Raw genomic sequence first — 25419 nt, forward strand, 5'->3', positions numbered from 1 at the left:
GGGACCGTGACGCCGGGGCAGCAGAGCGCTGCGACCTGCAACTTGTGCAGCTCGGGAAAGGAACGACGGAAAGCCCCTCCGCTCTGGACAGCGCTATCCCGCCAGTCCTATGCTCCGGTCCACACCAGGCAGTTCCTCAGACCGACGACGACCGAATGGTTCCAGCTCTACCTGGATCTGCAGGACTCCGGCGCGACCCTCCCGGCGGATGCCGCCGTCGAAGACAGCTCGGCGACTCTCGAGCAGCAGGCGGTCTCGACGGGCCGGTCGGCGATGAGCTGGACGTGGACCAATCAGCTGCAGTCGCTCCGCGATGCGGTGGGTTCTCAGGACGTCGTGATGCTGCGCCCGCCCTCGCTCGCCGGAGCCGCGGCGCAGAACGGCCTGTTCAAGAAGGCGACGATGTACTGGTCCATCGCTGCGTCGTCCCAGAACGCCGCGCAGGCCGCGAGGCTGGTGAACTTCCTGGTCAACGACCCGTCGGCGCAGGCGATCCAGCTGCTGAACCGCGGCGTGCCCTCCAGCGCCGAGGCGATCGAGGCGATGGGCGAGGAGTTGACGGACACGGATCATGACGTCGTGGACTTCCTCACCGCGATCACTCCCGAGCTCGCCGGCGCTCCTGCCGTCCAGCCCATGGGCACCGCGGACTCGCAGAACACGTTCACCCGTCTGCTGACGGACGTCCGCTTCGGGACGACCACTCCGCAGGAGGCCGCGGAGGCGACGATCGCCGAGGTCGAGGGGATGGTCACGGACTGAGGCAGGTCACCCCGCCGCCGCGAGGCGAGCGGGGTGCTGCCATGGTCCGGGTCCAGCGCCTCATGCCTCTCCCCTCGCGAGCGGTGGCAGCGCATCCTCCGGGCCCGGGTAGCTGGGCTGGGCTCCCTGCCCGGTCGCGGCGAAGGCCCCGACGCGGGAGGCGAGACGGGCGGCGTCCGGGAGGCTGTCCCCGCCGGCGAGGCCCACGGCGAGCGCGCCGATGAACGCATCCCCGGCGCCGGTGGTGTCCACGGCGGTGACGGGTGCGGCGGGGATGCGGCGCTGCCCGTCGGCGTCGGCCACCAGCGAACCCCGCGCCCCCATGGTGAGGACCACCGAGGTGATGCCGGCGTCGCGCAGGGCGTCGACCATCTGCGCCGGCTGCTCCGGCGCGTCCGTGCCGGGGGCCAGCTGGGCGAGGACCAGGGCGGCCTCGTGCTCGTTGACCACCAGCGGGTCCGAGGCCCGCAGCACCGCCGGGTCCAGCTCCATGACCGGCGCCGGGTTGTGGAGGAGACGTCCCCGCACCAGCTCCGGCAGCGCTTCGATCCCGGCGCGCGGGATCTCGCCCTGGCACACCACGATCGCGGCGCGCTCGAGCAGCTCGCGGGACGCTCTCACCTGCGCGGCATCGACGCTGCCGTTGGCGCCGGCGATCACCACGATGGTGTTCTCGCCGTCCTCGGCAACAGTCACGACCGCCAGGCCCGTCGGTCCCTCGACCTCGCGCACCCCGGTCAGGCCCACGCCGGCCGCGCGCAGGCCGGACAGCCCCACCTCGGCCTGGGCGTCGGTGCCGACGGCGCCGATCATCTCGACGGTGCCGCCCCTGCGAGCGGCGGCGACGGCCTGGTTGGCGCCCTTGCCGCCGGGCAGCATCCGGCCGCCGCGGCCGTGGAGGGTCTCCCCCGGCTTCGGGTGCCTCGCCACCTGGGCGATCAGGTCGACGTTGATCGAGCCGACCACCGCGATCACACCGGCCGGGCTCACTCGAACTCGCCTGCGTTGTCCTCGGCGACGATCACGAAGGTCATGCCGGCGGCGAGGATCGCGACGACGGAGGCCCGGATGCCGATGTCGATGAGGTTCGGGACCGCGAGGACGCTCGGGGTCGCGATGCACAGTCCCAGGCACAGCAGGATCAGGCCCACGAGGGCGCCGTTGTTCATCGCCCGGTGGCCGAGCCGGCTGAGCGTGGTGGTGCCCGTGCGGGTGGTGGTCCCGGGTGAGGCGGGGTGCGGTGAGGTGGCGGTCGCGGTCATGGCCGCGGCTCCTTTCGGAGAGGTCGTCGGGCACTGCGGGCTAGGCCCGTCAGGACGCCTCGGCGGTCGGGGTGGTGGTCGGGGTGGTGTGGGCGGTGTCGTCGTCGGACAGCTCAGCGCCTCGCTCCGGCTCATCGACCTCAAGAGACTCCGCCGGGACCCCGAGCATCCAGGCCAGCGTGCCCTTGCCGACCGCGCCCTCGGCGATGCGTTCGAGGTGCGCCTCCCGCAGCCATCCGGGGAAACGGCGCCGCCCCGCGTCGTCCATGCGTTCAGAGATCGGATCGCCGACCGTCGCCCCCGCCCACGTTCGGCGCAGGAGCTTCTGCGTGGTCCAGGTCAGCGCCTCCGCGGTCGCCGAGGATGGCTCGAGCCCGAGCGCGCCCAGTCGCCGACGCAGCGCCTCGGTCGAGACCCCCGATACCCACACGAGTTCGGCGACGGCCGGCGCCTCTGCCCGGAGCCAGTCCGTCTCCCGCAGCTGCTCGGCGGGCAGGAGCAGATCGGCAGCGAAACGGTGCGCCTCACGCTCCCGCGCCTCGGAGCCGTGCGCACCGGGGACGACTCCTTCATGGCCGAGCACCAGGTGCCCGAGCTCCTGCGCGAGGGACCAGTTCTGGGAGAACCAGTTCCCGGTCGCAGGCACCAGGATGACGGGCCGTGCTTCGATGATCGCCGAGCAGGCGGTGCTCAGGTTCTCGATGCACACGACATCGACCCCTAGCAGCGCGAGGTGGTCGATGAACCCTCGCACGAAGCCTTCGGGCAGGAGCCGTTGAACGTGTTCGACGTCTGCGGGCAGCGGCTCGGACTCCGGTACCGTCCCGGCCTGTGCATAGGCACGACGGACGTCCGTCAGGAGCGCGGCGTCCTCTTCGAGGCCATCGACGCGACGGGCACCGGTGTCGTGCTCGACGGCGTGCCGGGCCGAGAGGATCAGCCGATGCGGATCAGGGTCACCCGTGATCAGCTCGTGCACATCGGCACCGATCGCGATCGCGATGGAGGCGAGCTCGACGGCGGCGAATCCGCGCTGATCGCTGAGCGCGCGGGAGAGCGCATCGGGAGTCATCCCCACACGCTCCGCGAGCTCCTTCTGCTGCATTCCGGCACCGCGCATCGCGGCGCGGACACGGCCGCCGATCGTCGTCATGCTTCGACGATACGTCCTTCTTGGGATATTCCCAAGCGACGGTGGAGGGCGGCACGGACCCGCTCACCGACGTGCCGCGCTCCAGGCGACCGGACTGCGCGAGGCGGGCACCCGCACCCCCTCCCGGCCCGTCAGATCCTTCTGAGATGATCGCGCCATCATCTGCGACCGCTGAAAGGACCTCCGTGGGACTGTTCGATCGCCTCCGGGGAGACCCGTCGGCCACCTCGGCCGAGGCGCCCTCCCCGACTCCCTCGGCGCCGCCCCGCCGTCCCCGCTTCGCGGTGATCGACGTGGAGACCACAGGGCTCGACCCTGCGCGCGAGCGGATCGTCGAGATCGCGATCGTGCGGGCCGACGAGCACGGGCGGCCGATCGACCACTGGACCACGCGCCTCCAGCCCGGCGTGCCGATGCGGGCCACCCACGTGCACGGCATCACCGACGCCGATGTGGCCGGAGCTCCGCGCTTCGCGGACCTCGCGATCACGATCGGGACCGCGCTGCAGGACCTGGTGGTCGTGGCGCACCACGCCGACTTCGACCTCGCGTTCCTGCGCTCCGAGTTCACGCGCGCCGGGATGCCGATGCCGCACGTCGCCAGCTACTGCACGCTGCAGGCCAGCACGCTGTACCTCCCCCGGCTGCGCCGGCGCACGCTCGGGGAGTGCTGCGCCGCGCTCGGGGTGCCGCATCAGGGCGCGCATTCCGCGCTCGGGGACGCCTGCGCCGCCGCGGGCCTGCTCGCGCAGTACCTGGCGCTGGATGCGCGCACGGGCCATGACGCCCCGCTCGCCGCGACCCGGGCACTGCACGGCGCAGCACCGGCCGCGCCGGTCCCGGGCACCACGGAGGAGCCGCGCACCGTCGGCCCCTCCCCCACCGCGATCCGCGCCTGGGCCCGCGCGCAGGGCATCCCCGTCGGCGACCGGGGGCGGCTGAAGGCCGAGCTCGTCGCGCAGTACCGGCAGGCGATGAGCGCCGACGGGGCCGCGCCGACGCCCTCGTCGCCGTCGGGCTCCCCTGCGATGTCCGGCGCCGAGCACTCGCCCGCGTTCGCCGCCTCGGCGCGGCAGGCAGCCCCGCGGCCGACTGCCCCGCGGCCCACAGCACCGGCGCCTCCGCCGTCGGCCGCGAGCCCGCTCACGATCACCGAGGAGTTCCAGGCCGCGCTGGAGCATCTCCACGCCGGCCATCATCTGTTCCTCACCGGCAAGGCGGGCACCGGCAAATCCACGCTGATCCGCCACTACCTCGAGCACACCGAGCGCTCCACGATCACGGTCGCGCCGACGGGGATCGCGGCGCTGAACGTGGACGGGTACACGATCCATCGTCTGTTCTCCTTCCCGCTCGGGGTGACCGAGGAGACGGTGCGCGGCGGCGGCTGCTACCCGGGGCGCTTCGCGCGAGCGCTGAAGGAGCTGGACACCCTCATCATCGACGAGGCCTCGATGGTGCGGGCGGACCTGTTCGACGCGCTCACCGCCGCGCTCGAGCTGTACGGCCCGCGGCCCGGCACCCCCTTCGGCGGGGTGCAGCTGGTGCTGGTCGGGGACCTGTACCAGCTGCCGCCGGTGGTCACCGATCGTGAGGCCGCCTGGATCGAGGAGCGCTTCGGCACCCCGTTCTTCTTCTCCGCCCGCTCCTTCGACACCGCGACGTTCCCGGTGGTGGAGCTGTCCACGGTGTTCCGGCAGCAGGGCGATGACGCACTCGTGGAGCTGCTGAACGCGGTGCGGGAGGGGACGCTGCTGGAGGATGCTCGGGCGGAGCTGAACCGCCGCACCGATCCCGAGTTCGAGCCGGATCTGGACGAGTTCTGGCTGACGCTGGCGACCACCAACCGGATCGTCGGCGCCCGGAACCGGCAGCTGCTGGAGCGCCTCCCGGATCCCGCGCAGGCCTTCACCGCATCGATCTCCGGGGAGACCGACGGCTTCGAGCACCCCACCGAGGCGACCCTGCACCTCGCGGTGGGCGCGCAGATCATGCTGCTGACCAACGATCCCTCGAACCGCTGGGTCAACGGCACCCTGGGCCGCATCACCGCGATCGGCGCCGACGGGGACGGCCCGGTGGTCACCGTGCTGCTGCGCGATGGCCGTACCGAGCAGGTGCACGAGCACACCTGGGAGATCACGCGGCCCAGCGTCGAGGGCGGATCGCTGGTCCACCAGGTGGTGGGAACCTTCACCCAGCTGCCGATGAAGCTCGCCTGGGCGATCACGATCCACAAGTCCCAGGGCCAGACCCTGGATCGCGTGGTCGTGGACCTCACCGGCGGCACCTTCGCCAATGGTCAGCTGTATGTGGCGCTGTCGCGCTGCACGAGCCTGGAGGGGCTGGTGCTGAAGCGGGACGTGCTGCCCCGGGACCTGAAGACGGATCAGCGGGTGCGGCGCTATCTCGCGACCGGCGCCGCCGCCACGGAGACCCTCGGGGAGGCGTATCTGTCGGTGCTCACGGTGGGCACCGTCGGGGATCGGTGGCGGCCGCGCCCGGTGGAGATCGCGGTGGTGACCGACGACGGTGACGAGATCTCCACCGTCCTCAACCCCACCTCGGATCTGTTCTCCGCGCGGGACGAGTTCGGCATCACCACGAGGGACGTCCAGCTCGCGCCGCTGCTGGCGGAGGCGTGGCCGGCGCTCTCGGCGCTGCTGGCTGGGCGCGTGCCGGTGGGGGTCGGGGTGGACCGGCAGCTCGCGCACGTGGACTTCGAGCTCAAGCGCAACGGCATCGTGGAGCCGGTGCCGCTCGGGGTGGAGGTGCCGGAGCGCCTGCTGACCACCGAGGAGCGTCGGCGGCTGGCGGCGCCGACGGCGCTCGAGCGGGCCCGCGCGATCCGCGACGCCGTGACGCGGCTCCGGGCGGACGGCGGCGAGCTGCCGGGCAGCGGCATGGCGTTCCGGCACGTCGCGACCGGGCACGGGTATCTGCTCGCGCGCACGTCCGGGCCCTTCGGCACGACGGCGCCGACGGCGTTCGTGGTGGGCGGCAACCTGGGCGCGGAGGACGATTCCGCCGGGGTGCTCGCGCGTCTGCTCGAGCAGACCTGGCAGCGGGTGCTCTCCCCCGACGCCGCGGTGGTGGAGCGTCTGCGCGCGGTCGAACAGCACTTCGCGGTGGAGGTGCTGCCGGACGGCTTCGAGGCCGACGGGCCCGTGGCCGCGGCGGACGTGCTGGTGCCGGGCGCGAAGGTGTGCTTCTCCGGCACCGTCCACTCGCCGCGGCATGGCTGGCTGGAGAAGGACCAGCTGCATGCCATGGCCGAGGCGCGCGGACTCGTGGCCGTCCCGACCCTCACGAAGGTCCGCACCGACGTGCTGGTCGTGGCCGAGGCCGGCTCCCAGTCGACCAAGGCGAAGAACGCGGCGCGATGGGGGAAGCCGGTGGTGACGGCGCAGGAGTTCCTGGAGTGGGTGGGATCTCCGAGGTGACCGGGGCTTCTCCCCATGGGCACCGCTCTCGCCCCGCACTGCAGTTCTGGAGCATCTGGGGTGGTGACCACGGGGACGCAGTGCTCTACGGGGCGGCCGTGCAGCCGTTCTCCGTGCGCCGCTTGACAGACGGGGACCACGTGGTTCACGATCTTCGTCATACGAATAACGTCAGCGCTGATCTCACCGACCCGGGACGGCGAACCCACGAGACCCGGAGGCACGAGAGATGGCGCAGCGCCCGACCATGCACGACGTCGCCGCAGCCGCCGGCGTCTCCCAGGCCGTGGTGTCCATCGTCCTCAGCGGGTCCTACGCGGGACGCGCCTCGGAGACCACCGCCCAGCGGGTGCGGGACGCCGCCTCGGAGCTCGACTATCGCCCCAATCTGCAGGCGAAGAGCCTGAAGACGGGGGTCGCAGAGATCATCGGGCTGGTGGGCGACGAGGTCGCCACCGCCCCGTTCTCCGGAATGCTGATCAAGGGCGCCCAGGACCGCGCCTGGCAGGACCGCCACATGCTGATGGCCATCGACACCGGAGGCGACGACGCTCTCGAACGCGCAGCGATCGAGACGATGCTCTCGCACCGGGTCCGCGGAGTCATCTACACCGCCATGTACCACCGCGAGGTGGAGGTTCCGGCAGCCGCGCTCACCACCCGCGCGGTCTGCCTGAACGCCCGAGAGCTCGAGAACCGGGTCCCCAGCGTCACTCCGGACGAGGTCACCGGTGGATACGACGCGACGAAGGTGCTGCTCGATGCCGGGCACACCCGGATCGCGATGATCAACATCCACGACGTGCTGCCTGCGGCCCGCGGACGACGCGAAGGATACGAGCGGGCGCTGTCCGAGGCGGGCATCGAGCTCGATCCGGCGCTCGTCTTCCGGGGCGAAGGCATCCAGCGCTCCGGATTCGAGGCCGTGCGGCACCTGATGAGCCTCGATGCGCCGCCGACGGCGATCTTCTGCGGCAACGATCGCAGCGCTCTCGGTGCCTATCAGGCCCTGGGCGAGCTCGGCCTCCGAGTTCCCGACGACGTCTCGATCGTGGGCTTCGACGACCAGGACCTGCTGCGCGACTTCTTCCATCCGCCGTTGACCACCGTGCGCCTGCCCTTCGCCGAGATGGGCGACCGCGCGGCCGCTCTCGTGCTCGACTCCGACGCCCCGGCAGAGGTCCACCTGGTCCACTGCCCCGTCATCCACCGCCAGTCCGTTGCCCCGCCGAAAGGACGATGATGTCGCCTTCGCCCCCCGCCACCGACGCAGGAGCCGTGCGCCCGGTCGATGCCGACCACAGCGCCACGACAGCTGCACCGACGCCCGAGCCCCCTCCCCCGCGCGCGAGACGGCGCCTGGTCACCCGTATTCTCCATGCCTGGCAGTTATACGTATTACTCGCTCCGGCGCTGATCTACCTCGTCGTCTTCAAGTACTGGCCGATGTACGGGGCCCAGATCGCCTTCCGCGACTACAACCCCGTCGACGGCTTCTTCTGGAGCCCCTGGGTGGGCCTGGATCACTTCGTCGCCTTCGTGACCTCGTTCCAGTTCGAGCGTCTCGTCGCGAACACCCTGACGATCAACACCGTCGGGCTGCTGGTGGCGTTCCCCGTCCCCATCATCCTCGCGCTGATCGTGAACCAGCTGCCCAGCGAGCGGTTCAAACGGCTCACGCAGACGATCCTCTATGCCCCCTCGTTCATCTCGGTCGTGGTCATCGTGGGCATGATCCATCTGCTGTTCTCCCCCAGCACCGGCATGGTCAACCACGGGATCTCGCTGCTGGGCGGCGACCCGATCTTCTTCATGGGCACTCCCGAATGGTTCCGCCCCCTCTACATCGGCTCGGACATCTGGCAGAACGCCGGCTTCTCGATGATCATCTACCTCGCGGCGCTGACGGCCATCGATCCGTCGCTGCACGAGGCCGCCCGGATGGACGGGGCGAACCGCTTCCAGAGGATCCGGCACATCGACATCCCCGGCATCCTGCCGGTGATCACGATCCTGTTCATCCTCGCGGTGGGGAACATCTTCAATCTCGGGTTCGAGAAGGTCTATCTGATGCAGACGGACCTCAACCTCCCCACCTCCGAGGTCATCAACACCTACGTGTACAAGGCCGGCCTGCAGAACGCCCAGTTCAGCTATTCCGCGGCGATCGGGCTCTTCAACTCCGTCCTCAACCTGATTCTTCTCCTGACCTTCAACTGGGTCGCGAAGAAGGCCAACCAATCGAGCCTGTGGTGATGAACATGTCGAGCATTCTGTCCCCCGCGAAGACGTCCCCCGCCAAGACGTCGCTGCGCCCCGAGCCCCTCCACCGCCGCCTGGCCGATCCCCTGTTCGGGCTCATCACCTACGGTCTGATCGCCGTGGCGATCGTCCTGATCGTCTATCCGCTGTACTTCATCGTGATCGCCTCGATCTCGGACCCGAACCTCGTGCAGCAGGGCAAGGTCATCCTCTTCCCTCGAGGGATCACCTTCGACGGCTACCTGACGATCTTCGGCACCTCGACGATCGTGCGCGGCTTCGCGAACTCCGTGCTCTACACGGTGGTGGGCACCGCGCTCAGCGTGACCATGATCCTCACCGGCGCCTACGCGCTGAGCAGGAAGGACATGCCCGGGCGAAACCTCTTCATGATCCTGTTCGTCATCACGATGTTCTTCGACGGCGGCATGATCGCCCGTTACCTCGTGGTCAAGGAGCTGGGCATGCTCAACACCATGTGGGCCGTGGTGCTGCCGGGAGCGGTCGGGGTCTGGAACCTGATCATCGCCCGCACCTTCCTCCAGCAGAACCTCTCCCCGGAGCTGCGCGAAGCAGCGCAGCTGGACGGGGCCTCGGACTTCCGCTTCTTCTTCGGGATCGCGATTCCGCTGTCCAAGCCGCTCATCGTCCTGATGGTGATGATCCATCTGGTCGCGAACTGGAATGCGTTCTTCGACGCGATGATCTATCTGAACGACGAGTCGAAGTATCCGCTGCAGCTCATCCTGCGGAACGTCCTCATCCAGTCGCAGGCCTCGTCCTCCGGGATGGACATGGCCTCGATGGACAGCACCGCCGCCGCGCAGAAGATGGGCGAGCTGCTCAAGTACTCGATGATCGTCGTCTCCACGATCCCCCTCCTGATCGCCTTCCCCTTCCTCCAGCGCCACTTCATCAAGGGCGCCACTCTCGGCGCCCTGAAGAGCTGACCTCACCCCACCCCCGCTGCAACACCGATACGAAGGAGTACCGCCATGCTTTCTCGCCGTCGCTTTACCCTCTCCGCGACCGCCCTCGGCCTCACGATGCTGGGCGCTGCCGGCTGCTCCCGTCCCTCGGAGCGCACCACCGAGGACCTCTCCTCCGAGGTCGGCCTGACCGACTCGGGCCTGCCGATCGTGACCGAGGAGCTGACCCTCACCTTCGGCGGCGCGAAGTCTCCGCTGGCGCCGGACTACGAGGCGATGGAGCTGGTCAAGACCTGGAAGGCCGATTCCGGGATCGAGATCACCTGGAACAACGAGCCCGACGAGGTCTGGGGCGAGAAGAAGAACCTGCTGCTTGCCAGCGGGGAACTCCCCGACGCCCTGTTCAACACCGGGCTGTCCGATGCCGAGGTCGCCAAGTACGGCGCCAACGGCACCCTGATCGCCCTCGAGGACCTGATCGAGGAGAACGCCCCCACCCTGGCGGGAATCCTCGCACAGCGCCCGGATATCAAGGCCGCGATCACGGCGTCGGACGGTCACATCTACACCCTGCCCTCCGTGGAGGAGATGGGGCTGGTCGAGTTCCCCAGCATGCTGTTCATCAACACGGACTGGCTCGCGGAGCACGACCTGGAGATGCCCACGACGGTCGAGGAGTACCACCAGGCGCTGCTGACGTTCAAGGAGAACGGGCCCGAGGGCACCTTGCCGCTGTCCTTCCCCGGCGCCGGCAACATCGCCGATCTGATCGCGGCGATCGGCGGCCAGGCCGACAACCCCGACCACCGCATCGTGCAGGACGGGAAGGTCCTCTTCACGGCGAACACCGAGGGTTTCCGCGACGCGATCGCCGAGCTGCACACCTGGTACGGCGAAGGGCTGATCGACCAGGAGTCCTTCTCCCAGGACTACGTCAAGTTCGTCTCCAAGGGCAAGGCGGAGCCGCAGACCCTGGGATCGTTCTCCTTCTGGGAGGGCCCCGAGGTGGTCGGGCCCGAGCGTGCAGACCAGTACGCGATCGTGCCGATCCTCCCCGGCCCGGACGGCGTCCATCGTGCGTGCGTCGCCAACAACCAGGAGATCAATCGCGGCGCCTTCGCGATCAGCCGCACCAACCAGTACGCCGCCGCCACGCTGCGCTGGGCGGACATGCTGTTCGACCCGGTCATGAGCGCGCAGGCGAACTGGGGCCCGATCGGGGCCTCCCAGCAGCTCAACGAGGACGGCCTGCTCGAGCAGATCCCCGTCGGCGAGGGCGAGACCGAGCAGGAGCGCCGGGTGAAGGTCGCCCCCGGCGGCCCGAAGATCATCACCGCGCAGGATTTCGAGACGGTCGTGCTGGCCGAGCCCCGCGCCGCGGAGCGGCAGGCCCAGATCGCCGAGCACTACGAGCCCCATCGCGCCAACGAGAAGTACCCGCCGGTCATGCTCTCGGTCGATGAGCTGAACCGGATCAGCACCATCGAGACCGACGTCAACACCCTGGTCACCGAGAAGATCGCCACCTGGATCGTGCGGGGCGGGATCGAGCAGGAGTGGGACGCCTATGTCACCCAGCTGGAGACCATGGGCCTGCCCGAGGTCATCGAGGTCTACCAGACCGCCTACGACCGCTTCACCGCGAACGCCTGACCGTCGGCGCCCGTTCGCCACCGACCGCTCCACAGCATCGAGAGAGATCATGAATTCGACGTCACCACCCGTTGCGCTCACCGACGTGCACCGCCCCCGGTTCCATCTGACGGCCGAGGACACCTGGATGAACGACCCCAACGGCCTCATCCGGCACGAGGGCATGTGGCATGCGTTCTTCCAGAACAATCCGCTCGGCAGCACCTGGGGCAACATGTCCTGGGGTCATGCGGTCTCGCACGACCTGGCGACCTGGACCAATCTGCCCGTCGCCCTGCCCTTCTCCGAGACGGAGATGATCTTCTCCGGAAGCATCGTCCACGACGCCGAGAACACCTCCGGCCTCGGCACACCGGGCGGAGACGGACCGCTGGTCGCGGTCTACACGAGCGCATTCACGCCGTCCCATCCCACGACTCCCGGCATCCAGGCCCAGTCGATCGCCTTCTCCCAGGACGGTGGCACGACCTGGACCTTCCATGCCGACAACCCGGTTCTCACGCGCGACTCGGAGAACTTCCGCGACCCGAAGGTGTTCTTCCACCGGGAGAGCAGCCGCTGGGTCATGGTCACCGTCGAAGCCCTCGACCACAGCGTCCACTTCCATGTCTCCGATGATCTGCTGGCGTGGGAGCCTGCCTCCGTGTTCACCCATCCGGGACTGGACGGCGGCATCTGGGAGTGCCCCGACCTGCTGCGGGTGCCGACCCCCGGAGGGGGCGACGACTCATGGGTCCTGGTGCTGAGCACGAATCCCGGCGGCCCGGCCGGCGGTTCCGGCACCTACTCTCTGGTCGGCCGCTTCGACGGCCGCCGCTTCGCGGCCGACGCCTCCCCGCAGCCGGTGGACCTCGGGCCGGACTGCTATGCGGCGGTCTCTTTCTCCGGCGTCGAGGGGGATCCCGTGCTGATGGGCTGGATGAACAACTGGGCCTACGCGGAGCTGACCCCGACGGATCCCTGGCGCTCCTCGATGACCCTCCCCCGCACGCTCCACCTGGAGCATGCGGCCGACGGCACCCTCCAGGTGGTCCAGCACCTCGTGATCCCCGAGGAGATCCGGACTCTCGATCTCGAGGTGCAGGACGCCTCCGCGGTCCTGGCCGTGCTCGATGCGGAGGCACCGTTCAGGCTGCGCGGCGAGCTTCCTACCGGGTCGTCGCACCGGCTGGTGCTGCGTTTCGGCGACGGCGAGCGGGAAGGTGACCTCGTCCTCGCCGTCGACTCCGACGGGCGCGTCGTCCTGGACCGGAGCAGCGCGCATCAGGAGCCGTTCGCCCCGGAGCACACGCACTCCCTGCCCTACGCCCCCGCGCAGGCCGGTGCCACGCTCTCCTTCGACCTCGTCGTCGACCGCTCCTGCGTGGACCTCGAACTCGACGGCGGCCGTGCCCTGATCTCCCAGCAGATCTTCCACGGCGCCCGGACGGTCACCGTCCTCACCGACCCCGCGGCATGAGCACGGCTGCCGCGGTCGTCATCGGGGAGGCGCTGACCGACGTCGTCCGCGAGGCGAACGGCACCGTGCACTCCCGGCCCGGGGGCAGCCCCGCGAACGTCGCCGTCGGCCTCGCCCGGCTCGGACTCCCCACCGAGCTGCTCAGCTGCCTGGGCCCCGACGCGAACGGCGACGCGCTGCGCGAGCATCTCGAGGCGTCAGGGGTGACACTGCGCGAGGGCAGTGCTGCTGCCCCGGCGCGGACGTCGACCGCCGAGGCACGGATCGGCCCGGACGGGGCGGCGACCTACCGCTTCGACATCGACTGGAACCCCGGGCAGATCCAGCTCGACCCCGTGCGCCTGGTCCACACCGGCTCCCTGGCGACGGCGATCGAGCCGGGCGCTGCGGCCGTGGAATCGGCACTCGGCGCTGCCCACCCGGGCACGCTGATCTCCTTCGACCCGAACGTGCGGCCGTCGCTCGGCCTGCCGCGGGACGATGTGCGCGGCCGGGTCGAGCGCATCGCGGGCCTGGCGCATGTGGTGAAGATGAGCGATGAGGACCTCGAGTGGCTGTATCCCGAGCAGCCCGTCAGCGATGTCGCGGCCCGGATGCACGATGCCGGGGTGGCTCTGTTCCTGGTGACCCGCGGCGCCCGCGGCTGCGCGTTCAGCACTGCCCGGTGGACCTCCGAGATCCCGGCGCTGCCGGTCACCGTCGCCGACACCATCGGGGCCGGCGACGCCTTCATGTCCGGCCTGCTCTACGCGATCCTCACCGCCGACGCAGACCCGGCGCTCCGCGACGGCGCCGTCCTCCAGGACATCGCGGAGGCGTGGGCGGCCACCGCGCTGCGCAGCGCCGCGATCACGGTGGGCAGGCATGGGGCGCAGCCGCCGTTCCTCGCGGATCTGGGTGGGGTCCTGCCCCTGAGAGGTCGGCGCTCAGTGGTGGAAGGGCATCATCTCCCCTGAGATGATCGGGCCATCGGGGAGCATGGAGTCCCCTGCGCTCCCCCCTCGTGGTCCCGTCCCTCCGGACTGTGCACAGCCAGGAGGGGCGACCCACCACTCCCCGGACCGGAGGACCCCGTGCCCACCCATGACCCCGAGGATCCCCTGCGCCGTGTGCTCCTGGATTCGCTGGATCCGGAGATCGCGAGTCCGCAGCTCGCGAGCGCGCTGGTGGCGCGACTGCGCGCGCTCGAGGCCTCCGACGGGGTCACGTGGGCGAGGGATCTCCTCGCGGCCGACGGGCCGGCCGACGGGAGCGCCGACGGCACAGCCGACGACTCCGCCTTGCAGAGGGCGCGCACGGTCACCGGGCACCTGCTCTACGAGCGCGGGCTCGCCGAGGATCGCGTCGGCCCGACGCTCGCCCCGCACCTGACCGCCTGGTCCCCGGCGCCGGTCTCGGCCTGGCAGCCGCTGGACCTCACCGCCGCCGATCTCGCCTCCCCCGAGTCGATCGAGGACTCCTACGACGTCATCGTGATCGGTTCCGGGGCGGGCGGCGGGATGGCCGCGCAGACCTTGGCCGAGGCGGGGTGGCGCACGCTGATCCTCGACCGCGGGACCCTGCCGGAGCGTGCCTCCTTGCTCACCGAGCCGCTGCGCACCCCGCGGGCCGGGCTCGGACTGTTCACGAACGTCGGGCCCGGCGCTGGTTCGGAGAGCCGGCGCGTGGAGGTCGGCTCCCGCCACGAGGAGGTCACCGCCGAGCACGGGCTGTGGAACAACAACGCGATGACGATCGGCGGCGGCACCCGGGTCTACGGCGCGCAGGCCTGGCGCTTCGCGCCCGAGGACTTCGCGATGGCCAGCACCTACGGGGTGCCGGCCGGCAGTGCGCTCGCGGACTGGCCGATCACCTACGCGGAGCTCGAGCCGTTCTACTCGCGGGTGGAGACGATGCTCGGCGTCTCCGGGAGAACCGGCTCGGACCCGTGGGAGGGGCCGCGCAGCGCTCCGCTGCCGATGGAGCCGCTGGGGGCCTCGCCGCTGACCTCACTGCTGGCGAGCGCCGCGGCACGGCTCGGGGTCGGGACCCAGCCGGTGCCGCTGCTGGTCAACAGCCGCCCCTACCAGGGACGGGCCGCATGCGTGCGCTGTGCGCAGTGCGTGGGCTTCGACTGCCCCGTCGGGGCGCGAGCCGGCAGCCACAACACCACCCTCCCCCGCGCTCTGGCCAGCGGCAGCGCGACGCTGCTCCCCGGCGCGCAGGCGGCGCGGATCCTGGTGGATGCCACCGGTCGTGCCCGCTCCCTCGAGCTCGTGGGAGAGCAGGACGGGAGGATCTGGCGTCGCACCGTCGGCGCCGGGACGGTGGTGCTCGCCGCGGGCGCGATAGAGAGCGCCCGGCTGCTGCTCGACAGCGCCTGCGAGGAGTTCCCGGTCGGGCTCGGCAATGCCCACGACCGGGTGGGGCGTCATCTCCAGGGCCATGCCTACGGCGGGGCGTCCGCGCTCTTCGCCGAGGAGGTGGTGGATCTGCGTGGCCCCGGCCCCAGCATCTCCACCGCGGATTTCCGGCACGGGAACGAGGGCATCATCGGCGGCGGGATCCTCGCCGACGAGTTCGTCCCCACCCCGGCGAGCACGCATCAGTATCTGCGCGAGACCGGGCTCGTCCCGCCGTCAGCGCGCCTCGGTGCGGCCGAGGTGGAGAGTGCGATGCTCCGCTTCGCGCGCATCATGGGCCCGATCCAGGAGGTCACCTCCGCGGACTCCCGCGTGCGGATCGACCGCGGCGCCCGTGACCGCCTGGGACGCTCACGGGTGCACCTCTCGGGGAGCCTGCATCCGGAGGACCTGCGCGGTCGCGAGATGCTCACCGCGAGAGCGGCCGACTGGCTGCGCGAGGCCGGCGCCGCGACGGTGCGACCGATGAGTCCGATCGGCCCGGGATCACCACCGAGCGCCGGCCAGCATCAGGCCGGGACCTGTCGGATGGGCACCGATCCGCGCAGCTCGGTGGTGGATCCGGGTGGGCGGGTGTGGGGGCACGAGAACATCGTGGTCGCCGACGCGTCCACGCACGTCACCAACGGCGGGGTGAACCCCGTGCTGACGATCCTCGCGAACGCGCTGCGGATCAGCGAAAGAGTCGTGCGGGCGGGGTGAGCGGGCTCGGGACGGGCCGCCGTCGGCGCAGATCGGCTCGTCCCGCCGCACCGTGGAGGTCAGTACCCCGCTGCCCGATCCACCTCGTTCCACAGGGGCGCGCCACGTCGCCATCTGTCCACGTTCTCGAGCAGGATCGCGCGGCCGCGCTCGGCGGTGCCGGGGGTCGTCGCCGCGTTGTGCGGGGTGACGATGGCACCGGGCGCATCCCACAGCGGGCTGCTCGCCGGCAGCGGCTCCTGGGCATGCGCGTCGATCCCGGCGCCGCCGAGGTGCCCGGAGCGCAGGGCATCCACGAGCGCGGTCTCGTCGACGATCCCGCCGCGCGAGATGACCACGAGGCAAGCGCCCTGCGGCATGAGCGCGATCTGCTCGGCGCCGATCATGCCGGCGGTGCCCGCGGTGAGCGGGGCGGTGACGACGAGCATGTCGCTCGTGCGCAGCAGCTCGCGCAGACCCTCGTCGCCGTGGTGCAGGGTCACCTCGCCGTCGTGCCCGGCGCTTCCGCGCCGGCGCAGCGCGGCGACCTGCATGTGGCAGGCGAGCGCCTTGCGGGCGAGGTCCTTGCCGCTGTTGCCGTAGCCGATGATCCCGAGCCGGGCGCCGGCGAGCTCGCCGTGGGTGCGGCGCTCCCAGTCGTGGCGCTGCTGCGCACGGGCCCAGCGCGGGGCGTCGCGGCTCAGCATGAGCATCAGCATGAGGGCGTGCTCGGCGAGCGGGATCGCGCCGTTGCCGGCGGCGGAGGTCAGCATCACCTGCGCGGGCAGCACGCCGGGCCGCAGCCAGCCGTCGACCCCGGCGGCGGTGCTGTGCACCCATCGCAGGGAGGGGAAGCGGGTGAGGTCCTCGGACGGCGCGGCTCCCACGAGCGCGGTGATGCGCGAGGTGTCGGTGCGCTCCTCGAGCGCCACGGCGGCGCCGGGCCCGGTGATCTCCTGGATCGCCTCGAGGTCCGCTCGCGCGCCGCCCGCGACGCCGATCAGCCCGGCGCCGTCCGCGGCCGCCGCCCCGGGCCCGGGACCGGCGCCGCTCACTTCAGCCCCGTCGTCACGATGCCGCGGATCAGGTGCTTCTGCGCGAAGGCGAAGAACAGCAGCAGCGGGATCAGGGACAGCACGGACATCGCCATCAGGGTGCCGGTCCCCTGGTTCGACTCGGAGTCGACCAGGGCGTTCAGCGCGATCGGCACCGTGAATACCGAGGAGTCGGTGAGGTAGATCAGCTGGCCGAAGAAGTCGTTCCAGGTCCAGATGAAGGTGAAGATCGCGGTGGTGATGAGGGCCGGCTTCATGAGCGGCAGGATGCGGCGCTGTCGTCGAGGAGGCATGCCATACGCCGCATCTTCCTCAGTCCGAAGGATGCGGACGATAGGCGGCATCGTTGCGAAGGTCGCCGCGACGCCCTTATCTTGCTCACTTTCCCGCAGCGTCGGCATCGCCCACTCCTTGCCCCGGCGCACCGGAGAGGAACCAGTCCGTTTCATAGCGGTCCAGGAACGGCTTCTGGCGATCGGCTTCAGCGGGACGGGCCCACTCGACGCTGTTGGCGATGACCCGGCGAACATCTGGATGGTGGTACACCGGGTAATCCTGATCGCCAGGGCTGAAGTAGAAGATCTTCCCCTTGCCACGCCGAAAGGTGCAGCCTGAACGGAAGATCTCGCCACCGCTGAAAGACGAGACGAACACCAGCTCATCGGGCACCGGGATATCGAAGTGCTCGCCGTACATCTCTTGCTCCGGAATGATCAGTGGGTGCGGCACCCCTTCAGCGATCGGATGGGATGGCAGGACGGTCCAGACCAGCTCCCGATCGGCCTCGTTGCGCCACCTCAGAGTGCAGGTCGTGCCCATCAGACGAGTGAACGGTTTGGACCAGTGGCCTGAGTGGAGGACGATCAGCCCCATTCCGGCCAGGACATGATTCTGGACGCGCTCAGCGACCTCGTCAGACACGTCGCGGTGTGCCATATGGCCCCACCAGGTCAGCACGTCCGTCTGAGAGAGGATCTCTTCGGTGAGTCCGTGCTCCGGATCATCGAGAAGAGAGATCCGCGTGGTCACGCTGTCGCCGAGGAGTTCGACGATGCCGTCGCGGATTGCCGTGTGCATACCGTCCGGGTAGTGACGACGCACGCGCTCGTCACCGCGCTGTTCGTGACGGTTCTCCCCCCAAACTGTCACACGCAGAGGGGCTGCTGATGTCTTCATGATCCGTGCCTTTCGATGGAAGCGGGGGGAATTGCCGCGGCAGGTTTGCCGGCGGCCTCGGGTCTGGTCACAACGGCGCAGCTTCCACCAGCATGTCTTCGTCCCCATCCGCCGAGAGGGATAGGTCAACTGCGATGATGTCGATATCGCCGATCGCGTCGACGTGGACGACAAGGCTTCCGCTGTCCCAGGACCACGTCGGCTCACGCCGGGGACGCAGCAGCTGGACGGCCGCGGGACGGGCGGGACAGTCCATCGTCACCGTCGCCCCGGGGTGCGGCATGAGCTCTCGGGCAGGTCCGCGCATTGCCATCGGGTTGCTGTGATTGACGAGGTGGACCGCAAAACCATTGCCATGGCTCCACACCGTGACTTCGAGCAGACCCGGCGCATCGACGATCACGGGTGAGGGCCACTCGTCCGCGACCCATTCGAGACTCCCCACCATCATCCCGCCGAGGTCAGGATTCGCGACCTCGTCGAAGATCCTGTCGATATCACCAGCGATGTAGACGGTTCGCCCCTCCCCCACGTGGGAAGCGAGAATCTGAGGTGCACCAGGCTGTTCGTCTCGCGGGAACATATCCTCCATCGGCAAGTCCGGGAAGGGCGGAAGAAGGCGGGCGACCACGCTCGTGCAACGTCCTCCGGAATCTGGACGGACAGCGATCGGCAGCCACCGCACCCCGTTGATGATCCGGTCTGTATCTCTCACCCGGCCGCGAACCTCATGATCGGCCTCCAGCGCCAGATAAGAGTTGCGCACAATGTCGGTGAACTCCCCGAGCCGCACGGTCCCGAGGATCTCCTCGAATCGCGCTTCGTCCAGGAGCTGCCCCGACTCATCGCGAAGACCTGTTTCCTGCGTTGCCACCAGTCCGCCACCCTGGCGGACCCACGCCTCGATGTCTGTCGCCACTCGGGCGGTGACGACGGGGACGTTCGGCATGATCAGAACCTGGTATCTCTCGAGCATGGCCTGATTGATCTGATCGGCATGGACCATATCGAAAGGTATGCGCGCCTCGACCAACGCCTGAGCCCAGCCGAGTACGGGAGATTGTGCTCGCTGGTGAGCTTCACCAGCATCGACGACGTGCTTCGTCCGCTCGGAGGAGACCACCGCGACCCGGGCGATGCTCGTCGCGTCCTGGAGATAGGGCTCTGCCTCGGCATGCCATCGATACATCTCCTCGACCACGTCGAGCCAACGCCCGTCCCTGATCGTGCCTCCGAATTTTGTGAACCACGGCCGCGCTCCGTTGGCGATAGCGGCCGCGATCCACAGCTGAAGCTCCGCCGGTGACTGGACGGAATCCTTCCACCGATACGGGGCTTCGAACCCGATGCTGAAGATCGCTCCGAGCGCACGATCTCCCAGAGCGGCCCGAAACTCCTTCGCATGCTGCCCATTCATCCAGATCGGGGTCGCACCCTCACGTGCCTGACGATCCATGAAGAATCCTGGCAGGTCAGAGACCATGCGCTCCATATCCAGATCGGACAGCGGGCCGCCTCCCGAGTTCGGGTAGAACCGAGTCGCCGCGTTGCTGCGGCGAAGGGACGCATCCCAGTTCTCCGCAAGATCGAGAAGGGCACTGCCGCGCCACCGCTCGTACTGTCGCCAGTGCTCGATGCCGTCACCGTCGACGGGAAGGTCACGGCCCGACGCCTCCCGAAAGAGCGCTTGAGCGGCCGTCGAGTAGGAGACTCCGTGTCCCGTCCACCTGTTGGCAAAGATTCCGTCGACGTCATACGTGCCCACGATCTCGTGCATGATCTGGGGGACGACCTCGGTGGAGTACCCCCCGAACGGGCACGTGAGATAGAGATCCGGCACCACCCAGTGATGCCGCAGCTCCCCTTCTGGGTCGCGTGCGATCCATTCCGGGTGCTGCACGGCAACGTCAGCGCGCACGACGTGGGGATCCACCCGTGCCAGCACCGCCATCCCCGCGCGTCGCGCGCCGTCGACCAGTTCACCGAACACATCACGGCCCTGGAGCCATCGGCTTCGGTGGTGGAAAGGAACGTCCGTGGGGTAGTACGCCACGTAACCACCAGCGCTGATGCACACACCATCGACTTTGCACCGGCGCAGGTAGTCGAGCCAGAAGTCGACGTCGAAACCGCTGCCGGGATCCGGATCGTTCTCGGCCATCGTGAGCTGGCCCCATCGCATCGCAGTTCCCACGGTGGCGCGCTTCATCCGGCAGTTCCTTCGATGGAGGTCAGCAGCTGCTGCACCACGTGATCGAGCCGGGCTCGCACCTCGGAGTCCTGCTCACGGCGGCTCGCTTCCGAGACGGCACGGTCATAGATCTCTTCGAACGCAAGGGAGCGAGAGTTCTGTGAGGATGCCACCGCCCCCTCGACCATGGCCAGACTTCCCAGGTTCCGCAAGATCGCGCCCGACGGCTGCGGGCCGCCGAACTGCGCATCGATCATCTCGTCGAATGCCGCTGCGATGCCTTCACGCCCGTACGGCTCAGAGGGCAGTTCGAGATGTGAGTCTCCGATGACTCGTCTCGGAGGTTCCTCTCCGTCCCAGTGCAGCGTGCCTGTTCCAGTCTCTACACGCCACGTCCCGTTCCAGGAGGTCTCGGCGCCCAGCGTGCACCACGAACCCGCGTAGACGAATGTGCTTCCGTTGCTCATGGAGAACACGGCCGTGGCCTCGGCGTCGCCGTCGAACCAGCTCCATGCCGGATTGTTCTCCTGACACGTCACGGCACGCGCATCGGCACCTGTGACAACACGAGCCGTATCGAAGGCGTGGATGGCCATATCAAGCAGCAGGGGGTGGGACATCTGCTCACGGAAGCCACCGAAGCGGGCGTGCCGCGCGAAATCGCATCGCACCTGGCCGATCGTCCCTCCGGCCAACGACGACGTCGCGAGCTGCCGCACACTGCGAAGCAGGCTCCGAGATTGACTGATGCTGAGCATCCTTCCCGTCAGGTCTGCCACTGCCGCCAGTCGCAGCCCATCGGCGAGGTCCGCCGCCGCGGGTTTCTCGCTGACGACGTCCCTCCCGTGCACCATGGCCAATCTGCTGACCTCATGGTGCGCTGCCGGGATCGTCGCGTTGACTACCAAGTCGATCTCGAAGGTGCATTTCGTCAGGTCTTCCTCCACGCGGACATCATTCAGGCCGTGGGCTGCCACTGCTCCACCGGCTCTCATGGGATCGACATCGACAACCGCTACGACGTCTGTCCGGGGCGACTCTGCCGCCAACTTGAGCCACTTCTGACCCATGTTTCCTGCCCCGACAACCGCCACGCGGCGCGGGGAGTCCGGTCGTAAGGAAACGTCTGGACTGCGCACGTCACTCCTGGACACGCTCATCCCTTCACCGCCCCGATCATCACACCGGTGGCGAAGTGACGCTGGACGAACGGGTAGACGACGAGAATCGGCACCATGGCCAGGACCACCACGGCCATCTGGATCGCCAGTCCGGCCGGCGTCCCGCCTTGATCCATTCCCAACTCTGCAGCGGATGCACCGGGAATCGCCTGCCCCTGCAACACATACGAACGCAGCACGAGCTGCAAGGGCCAAAGCGTGGAGTCGTTGATATAGAGCATCGCATTGAAGAATGCATTCCAATAGGCGACCCCGTAGAACAGGCCGATCACCGCGACCACCGCCTTGGAGACGGGCAGCACGATCTGCCACAGAATGCGCCACTCACTGGCCCCGTCGATCCGTGCACAGTCGATCATCGAGCGATCCACGTTGATGAAGAAATTCCGCATGATCATGACGTTGAACGCGGAGACAGACGTCGGAAGGATCAATGCCCACAGCGTATCGATCAGTCCCAGACTCGAGACGAGGAGGTACGTGGGGATCATGCCTGCTCCGAAGAACATCGTGATCAGCACGAGGAACAGGATGGGACGGTGCAGCAGAGTCCCGGGACGAGACAGTGCGTAGGCGCCAAGGATGGACACGAAGAGGCTCAGCGCCGTGCCTCCCGCTGTCACAATGACGGAGACTCCGATAGATCGTGTCACGACGCCGCCGGAGAGAATCTGCTGGTATGCGTTCACCGTCAGATCCGTGGGAACTACCACGAGTCCTCCGGCATTCGTGATCGCACCCTGCGTGGAGAAGCTTGTGATGACCACGGTCCACAGCGGGAACAGGACTGCCAGCACGACGAGGACCAGGACGACGTTCTTGGTGGTCTTCGTGGCGACATTCGGTTCTTCATCCCAGACGGGACGCTCCGGATGGCGTCGCCGCCCGTTCCAGTCTCGACGGACCCGCGAACTACGACTTCTTCCTCCAATGGAGTCGAGACTTTCGCTCGTCACCTTCATTTGTGATACACCCCAGCTTCTCCGAACGCGTGTGCAACCTTGTTGGCGCCGATCACGAGGAGCATTCCCACGACCCCTTTGATGAGACCAGCCGCCGCGCCGTAGCTCCAATCTCCGTTGACAACTCCTGTGTAGTACACGAATGTGTCCAGGACTTCCGCTGCCCCTGCACCCACCGCTTCCCGCTGAAGAATCAGTTGCTCGAATCCGACCGAAAGAGAGTCGCCTAGCCGGAGGATCAGCAGCAGGATGATCACGGGCTTCAAGGCTGGCAGAGTGATGTGCCACATGCGCCGCAATGAACTGGCCCCGTCGACTGCGGCCGCTTCATATTGGGAGATGTCCACGGTGCTGAGTGCGGCTAAGAACACGATCATTCCCCACCCGGCATCACGCCAGACCGACTGCGATGTGAGCAGCAGGATGAACGTGTCGGGGTTCGTCATGATGTCCATCGGCTCGAAGCCGTTGGACCGCAGGAATCGGTTGAGCAGACCCGCGCCGCCGAACATCTGCTGGAAGATCGCGACGACGATCACCCAGGAGAAGAAGTGCGGCATATAGGTGATGGCCTGGATCGCCATCTTGATCCGCTTGGACAGAATCGTGTTCAGGAGCAACGCCAGGATGATCGGGATCGGAAAATACAGCACGAGCTGAACCGAAGTGATGGCCACTGTATTCCGTGTTGCCTGCCAGAAAGCCGGGTCGCCCAGCACACGCTCGAAGTTCTGCCACCCCACGTTCGCGCTGTTGATGATGCCGACGTAGGGCGAGTAGTCCTTCCACGCCATCACATTGCCCAACATCGGCACGTACTGGAAGACGACGAGGAGACCGACCATGGGTACCGCCATGATCAGCAATGGCCAGTCGTTGCGCAGTCGCACTCTCAGCGGCTTACGAGTCCTGGTGACCACCGGGCCCGTGGAGGGGGCGTCCACCGGAGCCGTCTCGGCGACTGGTGGCCTGGTCGCGGTCACTCGGCATCCTCGAGGGAATCGAAGATCTCCGCGTAGTGGTCCCTCATGCGGTCACCGCCGGACGTGCGCCAGTTCTCCAACGCCGCATCCAGGTCCGAGAGCGGGCGTCGTCCTCGCGCGATATCTGACTCGAGATCGTCGAACGGGGTGCTCAGGGAAGCAAACTCTGACGGCTCCATGATGGTTCGGCCGAAACCGAGCGGCTCTTCCGCGAACGGCATGATCGACGCCATCCAGCTCGTCATGCCGTCGACGTATCCGTCGAACTGCGCTTCCGTGGCGACGCGGATCGAGCGCGAGATCCAGGTGTATGTTCTGACGACTTCACGCTGCCCCTGCTCGGTCAAGTGGAAGACGCCGTCCTCATCGCGGGTATGGTGCACCCCTTCCACCCCGTACTCCAGCAGTGCGAACTCACTGGAGCCGAAAGGAGCGGCGAAGTAGTCGGCCAGCGCCAGCTGCTCCTCGATCCGACTCGGATCATCTGACTTCTTCACGAAGGTGAAGAGGTTCGACGGCGCACTCTTCCAGTACACCGGGTCTCCTCCCGCGCCGTTGAAGGCGGGAATCGGAGCCATCTCGAACTCCGGGTTCTCCGGCCGTGCCTGACGCAAAGTCGACAACCATCCCCCCACTCCGTCTCCCGTGATGAGAACCTGACCGGAGATGAACCGCTGCCGTCCTTGCTGGCTGTTTCCCGCAACAGAGTCGGGGTGGACGACGCCGGCAGCGAAAACCTGCGACTGGAAGTCCAGGGCCGCTCGATACTCCTCAGTCTCATAGCGATGCACCAGAGCCCCGTCCCGCTTCACCCAATCCGGGGGCGTTCCGAAGATCGTGTGCACTGCTGCTCCATTGGCGAGATCGTTGACTGCCCACCTGTTCGCCCCGGGGTCCGTGACCTCTTTGAGCACCTCCAGAAACTCCGCCGCGTCCGAGAACTCCATGGAGACCCCCAGCTCATCAGCGATGTCACTGCGGTAGTAGACGGTGTTGCCGATGATGTCGCTCGCATATGGCAGGCCATAGAGGCGTCCACCGAACACGCAGCAGCTCCACATCTCGGTGGGCAGCGCCGCAAGGTTCGGGTACTTCGCGACCGCGTCACCGGCCAGGTGGGGCGTGAGGTCCTCGAAGTTCGCCTCGAGCGCCTCTTCGAATCGATTGGGCATGCCGCCGGACTGCACCGTCACAAAGTCGGGGATGTTCTGTGGCGACGCCAGCACCGCCTGGAGCTTCTCGTTGTAGGTGTTGCCGTCCGTGATGTTGAACTGGAAGTCAGCCCCGATCGCCGCATCGACTTCCTGCATGTACTCATTGCTGTCTTTCCCGGGCGGAACATTCGACCACAAAGGCGTCATGGCCGTGAAGGAGCTTCCGCGGCCCGGAGTCTCCGCCACTGACGGCACAAACTCCTCCGGGATCGAGGTGAACCCGGGAACGGATCCGTCGACGCCCTCGATATCCGGCATCGCGACGTCGTGCGGAATGAGGTTCGGGAGGAGCTCTTGGATGGAGCCGGTGAATTCGGTCCCCGCCGCGGATCCCGACGAAGCGCCTCCACCGCAGCCAGCGAGGACACTCGTAGCGGCCAGCCCTGAAGCCAGAACGAAGAAGTTCCGTCGCCCAAGAGTCAATTCGGTTGCATTCGGTGCTTTAGTCATGTCGTCCTCCAAGAGATAGAAACTGCAGGTCATCATCTGTAGATCTTCCGGGGCTCCGCACGCGCCCGCCTACAGCGCTACGTGCCGTCGTTTGCGGGGGTGGCTTCACTGAAAGCCCTCACCCTTGCCGGAAGTTGTTGCCCCGAAAGGTCAATGGAGGCCACAGGCAGCATCACCGCCACCTCCGGTCACACCACTGCT

General features: G+C 68.1%; 19 protein-coding genes and 1 pseudogene. 9 read left to right on the forward strand and 11 right to left on the reverse strand.

Translation table 11 applies throughout. The features are described 5' to 3' along the window. Window positions 1–6: 6 nt before the first annotated feature. The gene (locus VF289_RS03200; protein ID WP_330881015.1) at window positions 7–762 is read left to right on the forward strand and encodes an extracellular solute-binding protein; all 756 of its coding nucleotides are present in this window, start codon (window positions 7–9) and stop codon (window positions 760–762) included. Window positions 763–822: 60 nt separating this feature from the next. Here the strand turns inward: VF289_RS03200 and VF289_RS03205 are convergent, their stop codons facing one another. From VF289_RS03205 to VF289_RS03215, 3 genes are read right to left on the reverse strand one after another with little or no spacing between them, the layout of a single operon-like run. Continuing rightward, window positions 823–1752, reverse strand: a complete 930-nt coding sequence (locus VF289_RS03205; protein WP_330881017.1) for a ribokinase — start codon at window positions 1750–1752, stop codon at window positions 823–825. Then, the gene (locus VF289_RS03210) at window positions 1749–2024 is read right to left on the reverse strand and encodes a hypothetical protein (RefSeq protein ID WP_330881019.1); all 276 of its coding nucleotides are present in this window, start codon (window positions 2022–2024) and stop codon (window positions 1749–1751) included. The genes VF289_RS03205 and VF289_RS03210 overlap by 4 nt, the downstream gene beginning before the upstream one ends. Window positions 2025–2073: 49 nt before the next feature. Continuing rightward, a complete protein-coding gene (locus VF289_RS03215) occupies window positions 2074–3177 on the reverse strand; it encodes an XRE family transcriptional regulator (RefSeq protein ID WP_330881021.1) in 1104 nt (367 codons plus the stop codon). A 185-nt stretch (window positions 3178–3362) separates the two neighbouring features. Between VF289_RS03215 and VF289_RS03220 the strand changes: the two genes are divergently transcribed. The 8 genes from VF289_RS03220 (at window position 3363) to VF289_RS03255 (ending at window position 16027) form a co-directional block, all read left to right on the forward strand. Then, complete coding sequence (locus tag VF289_RS03220) at window positions 3363–6620, forward strand: exonuclease domain-containing protein (protein WP_330881023.1); 3258 nt, start codon at window positions 3363–3365, stop codon at window positions 6618–6620. Between the two features lie 229 nt (window positions 6621–6849). Beyond that, entirely contained in the window at window positions 6850–7863 is a 1014-nt protein-coding gene (locus VF289_RS03225; RefSeq protein ID WP_330881025.1) for a LacI family DNA-binding transcriptional regulator, read from the forward strand. Beyond that, on the forward strand, window positions 7863–8876 hold the full coding sequence (locus tag VF289_RS03230; protein ID WP_330881027.1) for an ABC transporter permease: 1014 nt from the start codon (window positions 7863–7865) through the stop codon (window positions 8874–8876). Before VF289_RS03225 ends, VF289_RS03230 begins: the two co-directional genes overlap by 1 nt. A 5-nt stretch (window positions 8877–8881) precedes the next feature. Continuing rightward, window positions 8882–9832, forward strand: a complete 951-nt coding sequence (locus VF289_RS03235; RefSeq protein ID WP_330881029.1) for a carbohydrate ABC transporter permease — start codon at window positions 8882–8884, stop codon at window positions 9830–9832. Between the two features lie 45 nt (window positions 9833–9877). After that, on the forward strand, window positions 9878–11464 hold the full coding sequence (locus VF289_RS03240; protein WP_330881031.1) for an extracellular solute-binding protein: 1587 nt from the start codon (window positions 9878–9880) through the stop codon (window positions 11462–11464). A gap of 49 nt (window positions 11465–11513) precedes the next feature. Further along, on the forward strand, window positions 11514–12923 hold the full coding sequence (locus VF289_RS03245; protein ID WP_330881033.1) for a glycoside hydrolase family 32 protein: 1410 nt from the start codon (window positions 11514–11516) through the stop codon (window positions 12921–12923). After that, a complete protein-coding gene (locus VF289_RS03250) occupies window positions 12920–13879 on the forward strand; it encodes a carbohydrate kinase (RefSeq protein ID WP_330881035.1) in 960 nt (319 codons plus the stop codon). The genes VF289_RS03245 and VF289_RS03250 overlap by 4 nt, the downstream gene beginning before the upstream one ends. 117 nt (window positions 13880–13996) lie before the next feature. Then, window positions 13997–16027 (forward strand): GMC family oxidoreductase, encoded by a 2031-nt coding sequence (locus VF289_RS03255; RefSeq protein WP_330881037.1) that lies wholly within the window; start codon window positions 13997–13999, stop codon window positions 16025–16027. A gap of 59 nt (window positions 16028–16086) precedes the next feature. Here the strand turns inward: VF289_RS03255 and VF289_RS03260 are convergent, their stop codons facing one another. From VF289_RS03260 to VF289_RS03295, 8 genes and pseudogenes are all read right to left on the reverse strand, one after another. Beyond that, window positions 16087–17061 carry a D-2-hydroxyacid dehydrogenase gene (locus VF289_RS03260; protein WP_330881039.1) on the reverse strand — a complete coding sequence of 325 codons (975 nt, stop codon included), beginning with the start codon at window positions 17059–17061 and terminating at the stop codon, window positions 16087–16089. Further along, window positions 17058–17336, reverse strand: a pseudogene (locus tag VF289_RS03265) (ABC transporter permease subunit); the annotation flags it as partial. The gene VF289_RS03260 and the pseudogene VF289_RS03265, both read right to left, overlap by 4 nt. A gap of 103 nt (window positions 17337–17439) precedes the next feature. After that, a complete protein-coding gene (locus VF289_RS03270) occupies window positions 17440–18237 on the reverse strand; it encodes a ThuA domain-containing protein (RefSeq protein WP_330881040.1) in 798 nt (265 codons plus the stop codon). 67 nt (window positions 18238–18304) lie between these two features. Continuing rightward, entirely contained in the window at window positions 18305–20446 is a 2142-nt protein-coding gene (locus VF289_RS03275; RefSeq protein WP_330881042.1) for an alpha-amylase family protein, read from the reverse strand. Then, window positions 20443–21588, reverse strand: a complete 1146-nt coding sequence (locus tag VF289_RS03280; protein WP_330881044.1) for a Gfo/Idh/MocA family oxidoreductase — start codon at window positions 21586–21588, stop codon at window positions 20443–20445. Before VF289_RS03280 ends, VF289_RS03275 begins: the two co-directional genes overlap by 4 nt. After that, window positions 21585–22571 (reverse strand): carbohydrate ABC transporter permease, encoded by a 987-nt coding sequence (locus VF289_RS03285; RefSeq protein WP_330881046.1) that lies wholly within the window; start codon window positions 22569–22571, stop codon window positions 21585–21587. Before VF289_RS03285 ends, VF289_RS03280 begins: the two co-directional genes overlap by 4 nt. After that, window positions 22568–23554 (reverse strand): ABC transporter permease, encoded by a 987-nt coding sequence (locus tag VF289_RS03290; protein WP_414644433.1) that lies wholly within the window; start codon window positions 23552–23554, stop codon window positions 22568–22570. Before VF289_RS03290 ends, VF289_RS03285 begins: the two co-directional genes overlap by 4 nt. Beyond that, the gene (locus VF289_RS03295) at window positions 23551–25218 is read right to left on the reverse strand and encodes a sugar ABC transporter substrate-binding protein (RefSeq protein WP_330881048.1); all 1668 of its coding nucleotides are present in this window, start codon (window positions 25216–25218) and stop codon (window positions 23551–23553) included. Before VF289_RS03295 ends, VF289_RS03290 begins: the two co-directional genes overlap by 4 nt. Window positions 25219–25419 lie beyond the last annotated feature (201 nt).

Origin of the sequence: Brachybacterium sp., from assembly GCF_036379615.1 — a bacterium.
GTDB lineage: Bacteria > Actinomycetota > Actinomycetes > Actinomycetales > Dermabacteraceae > Brachybacterium.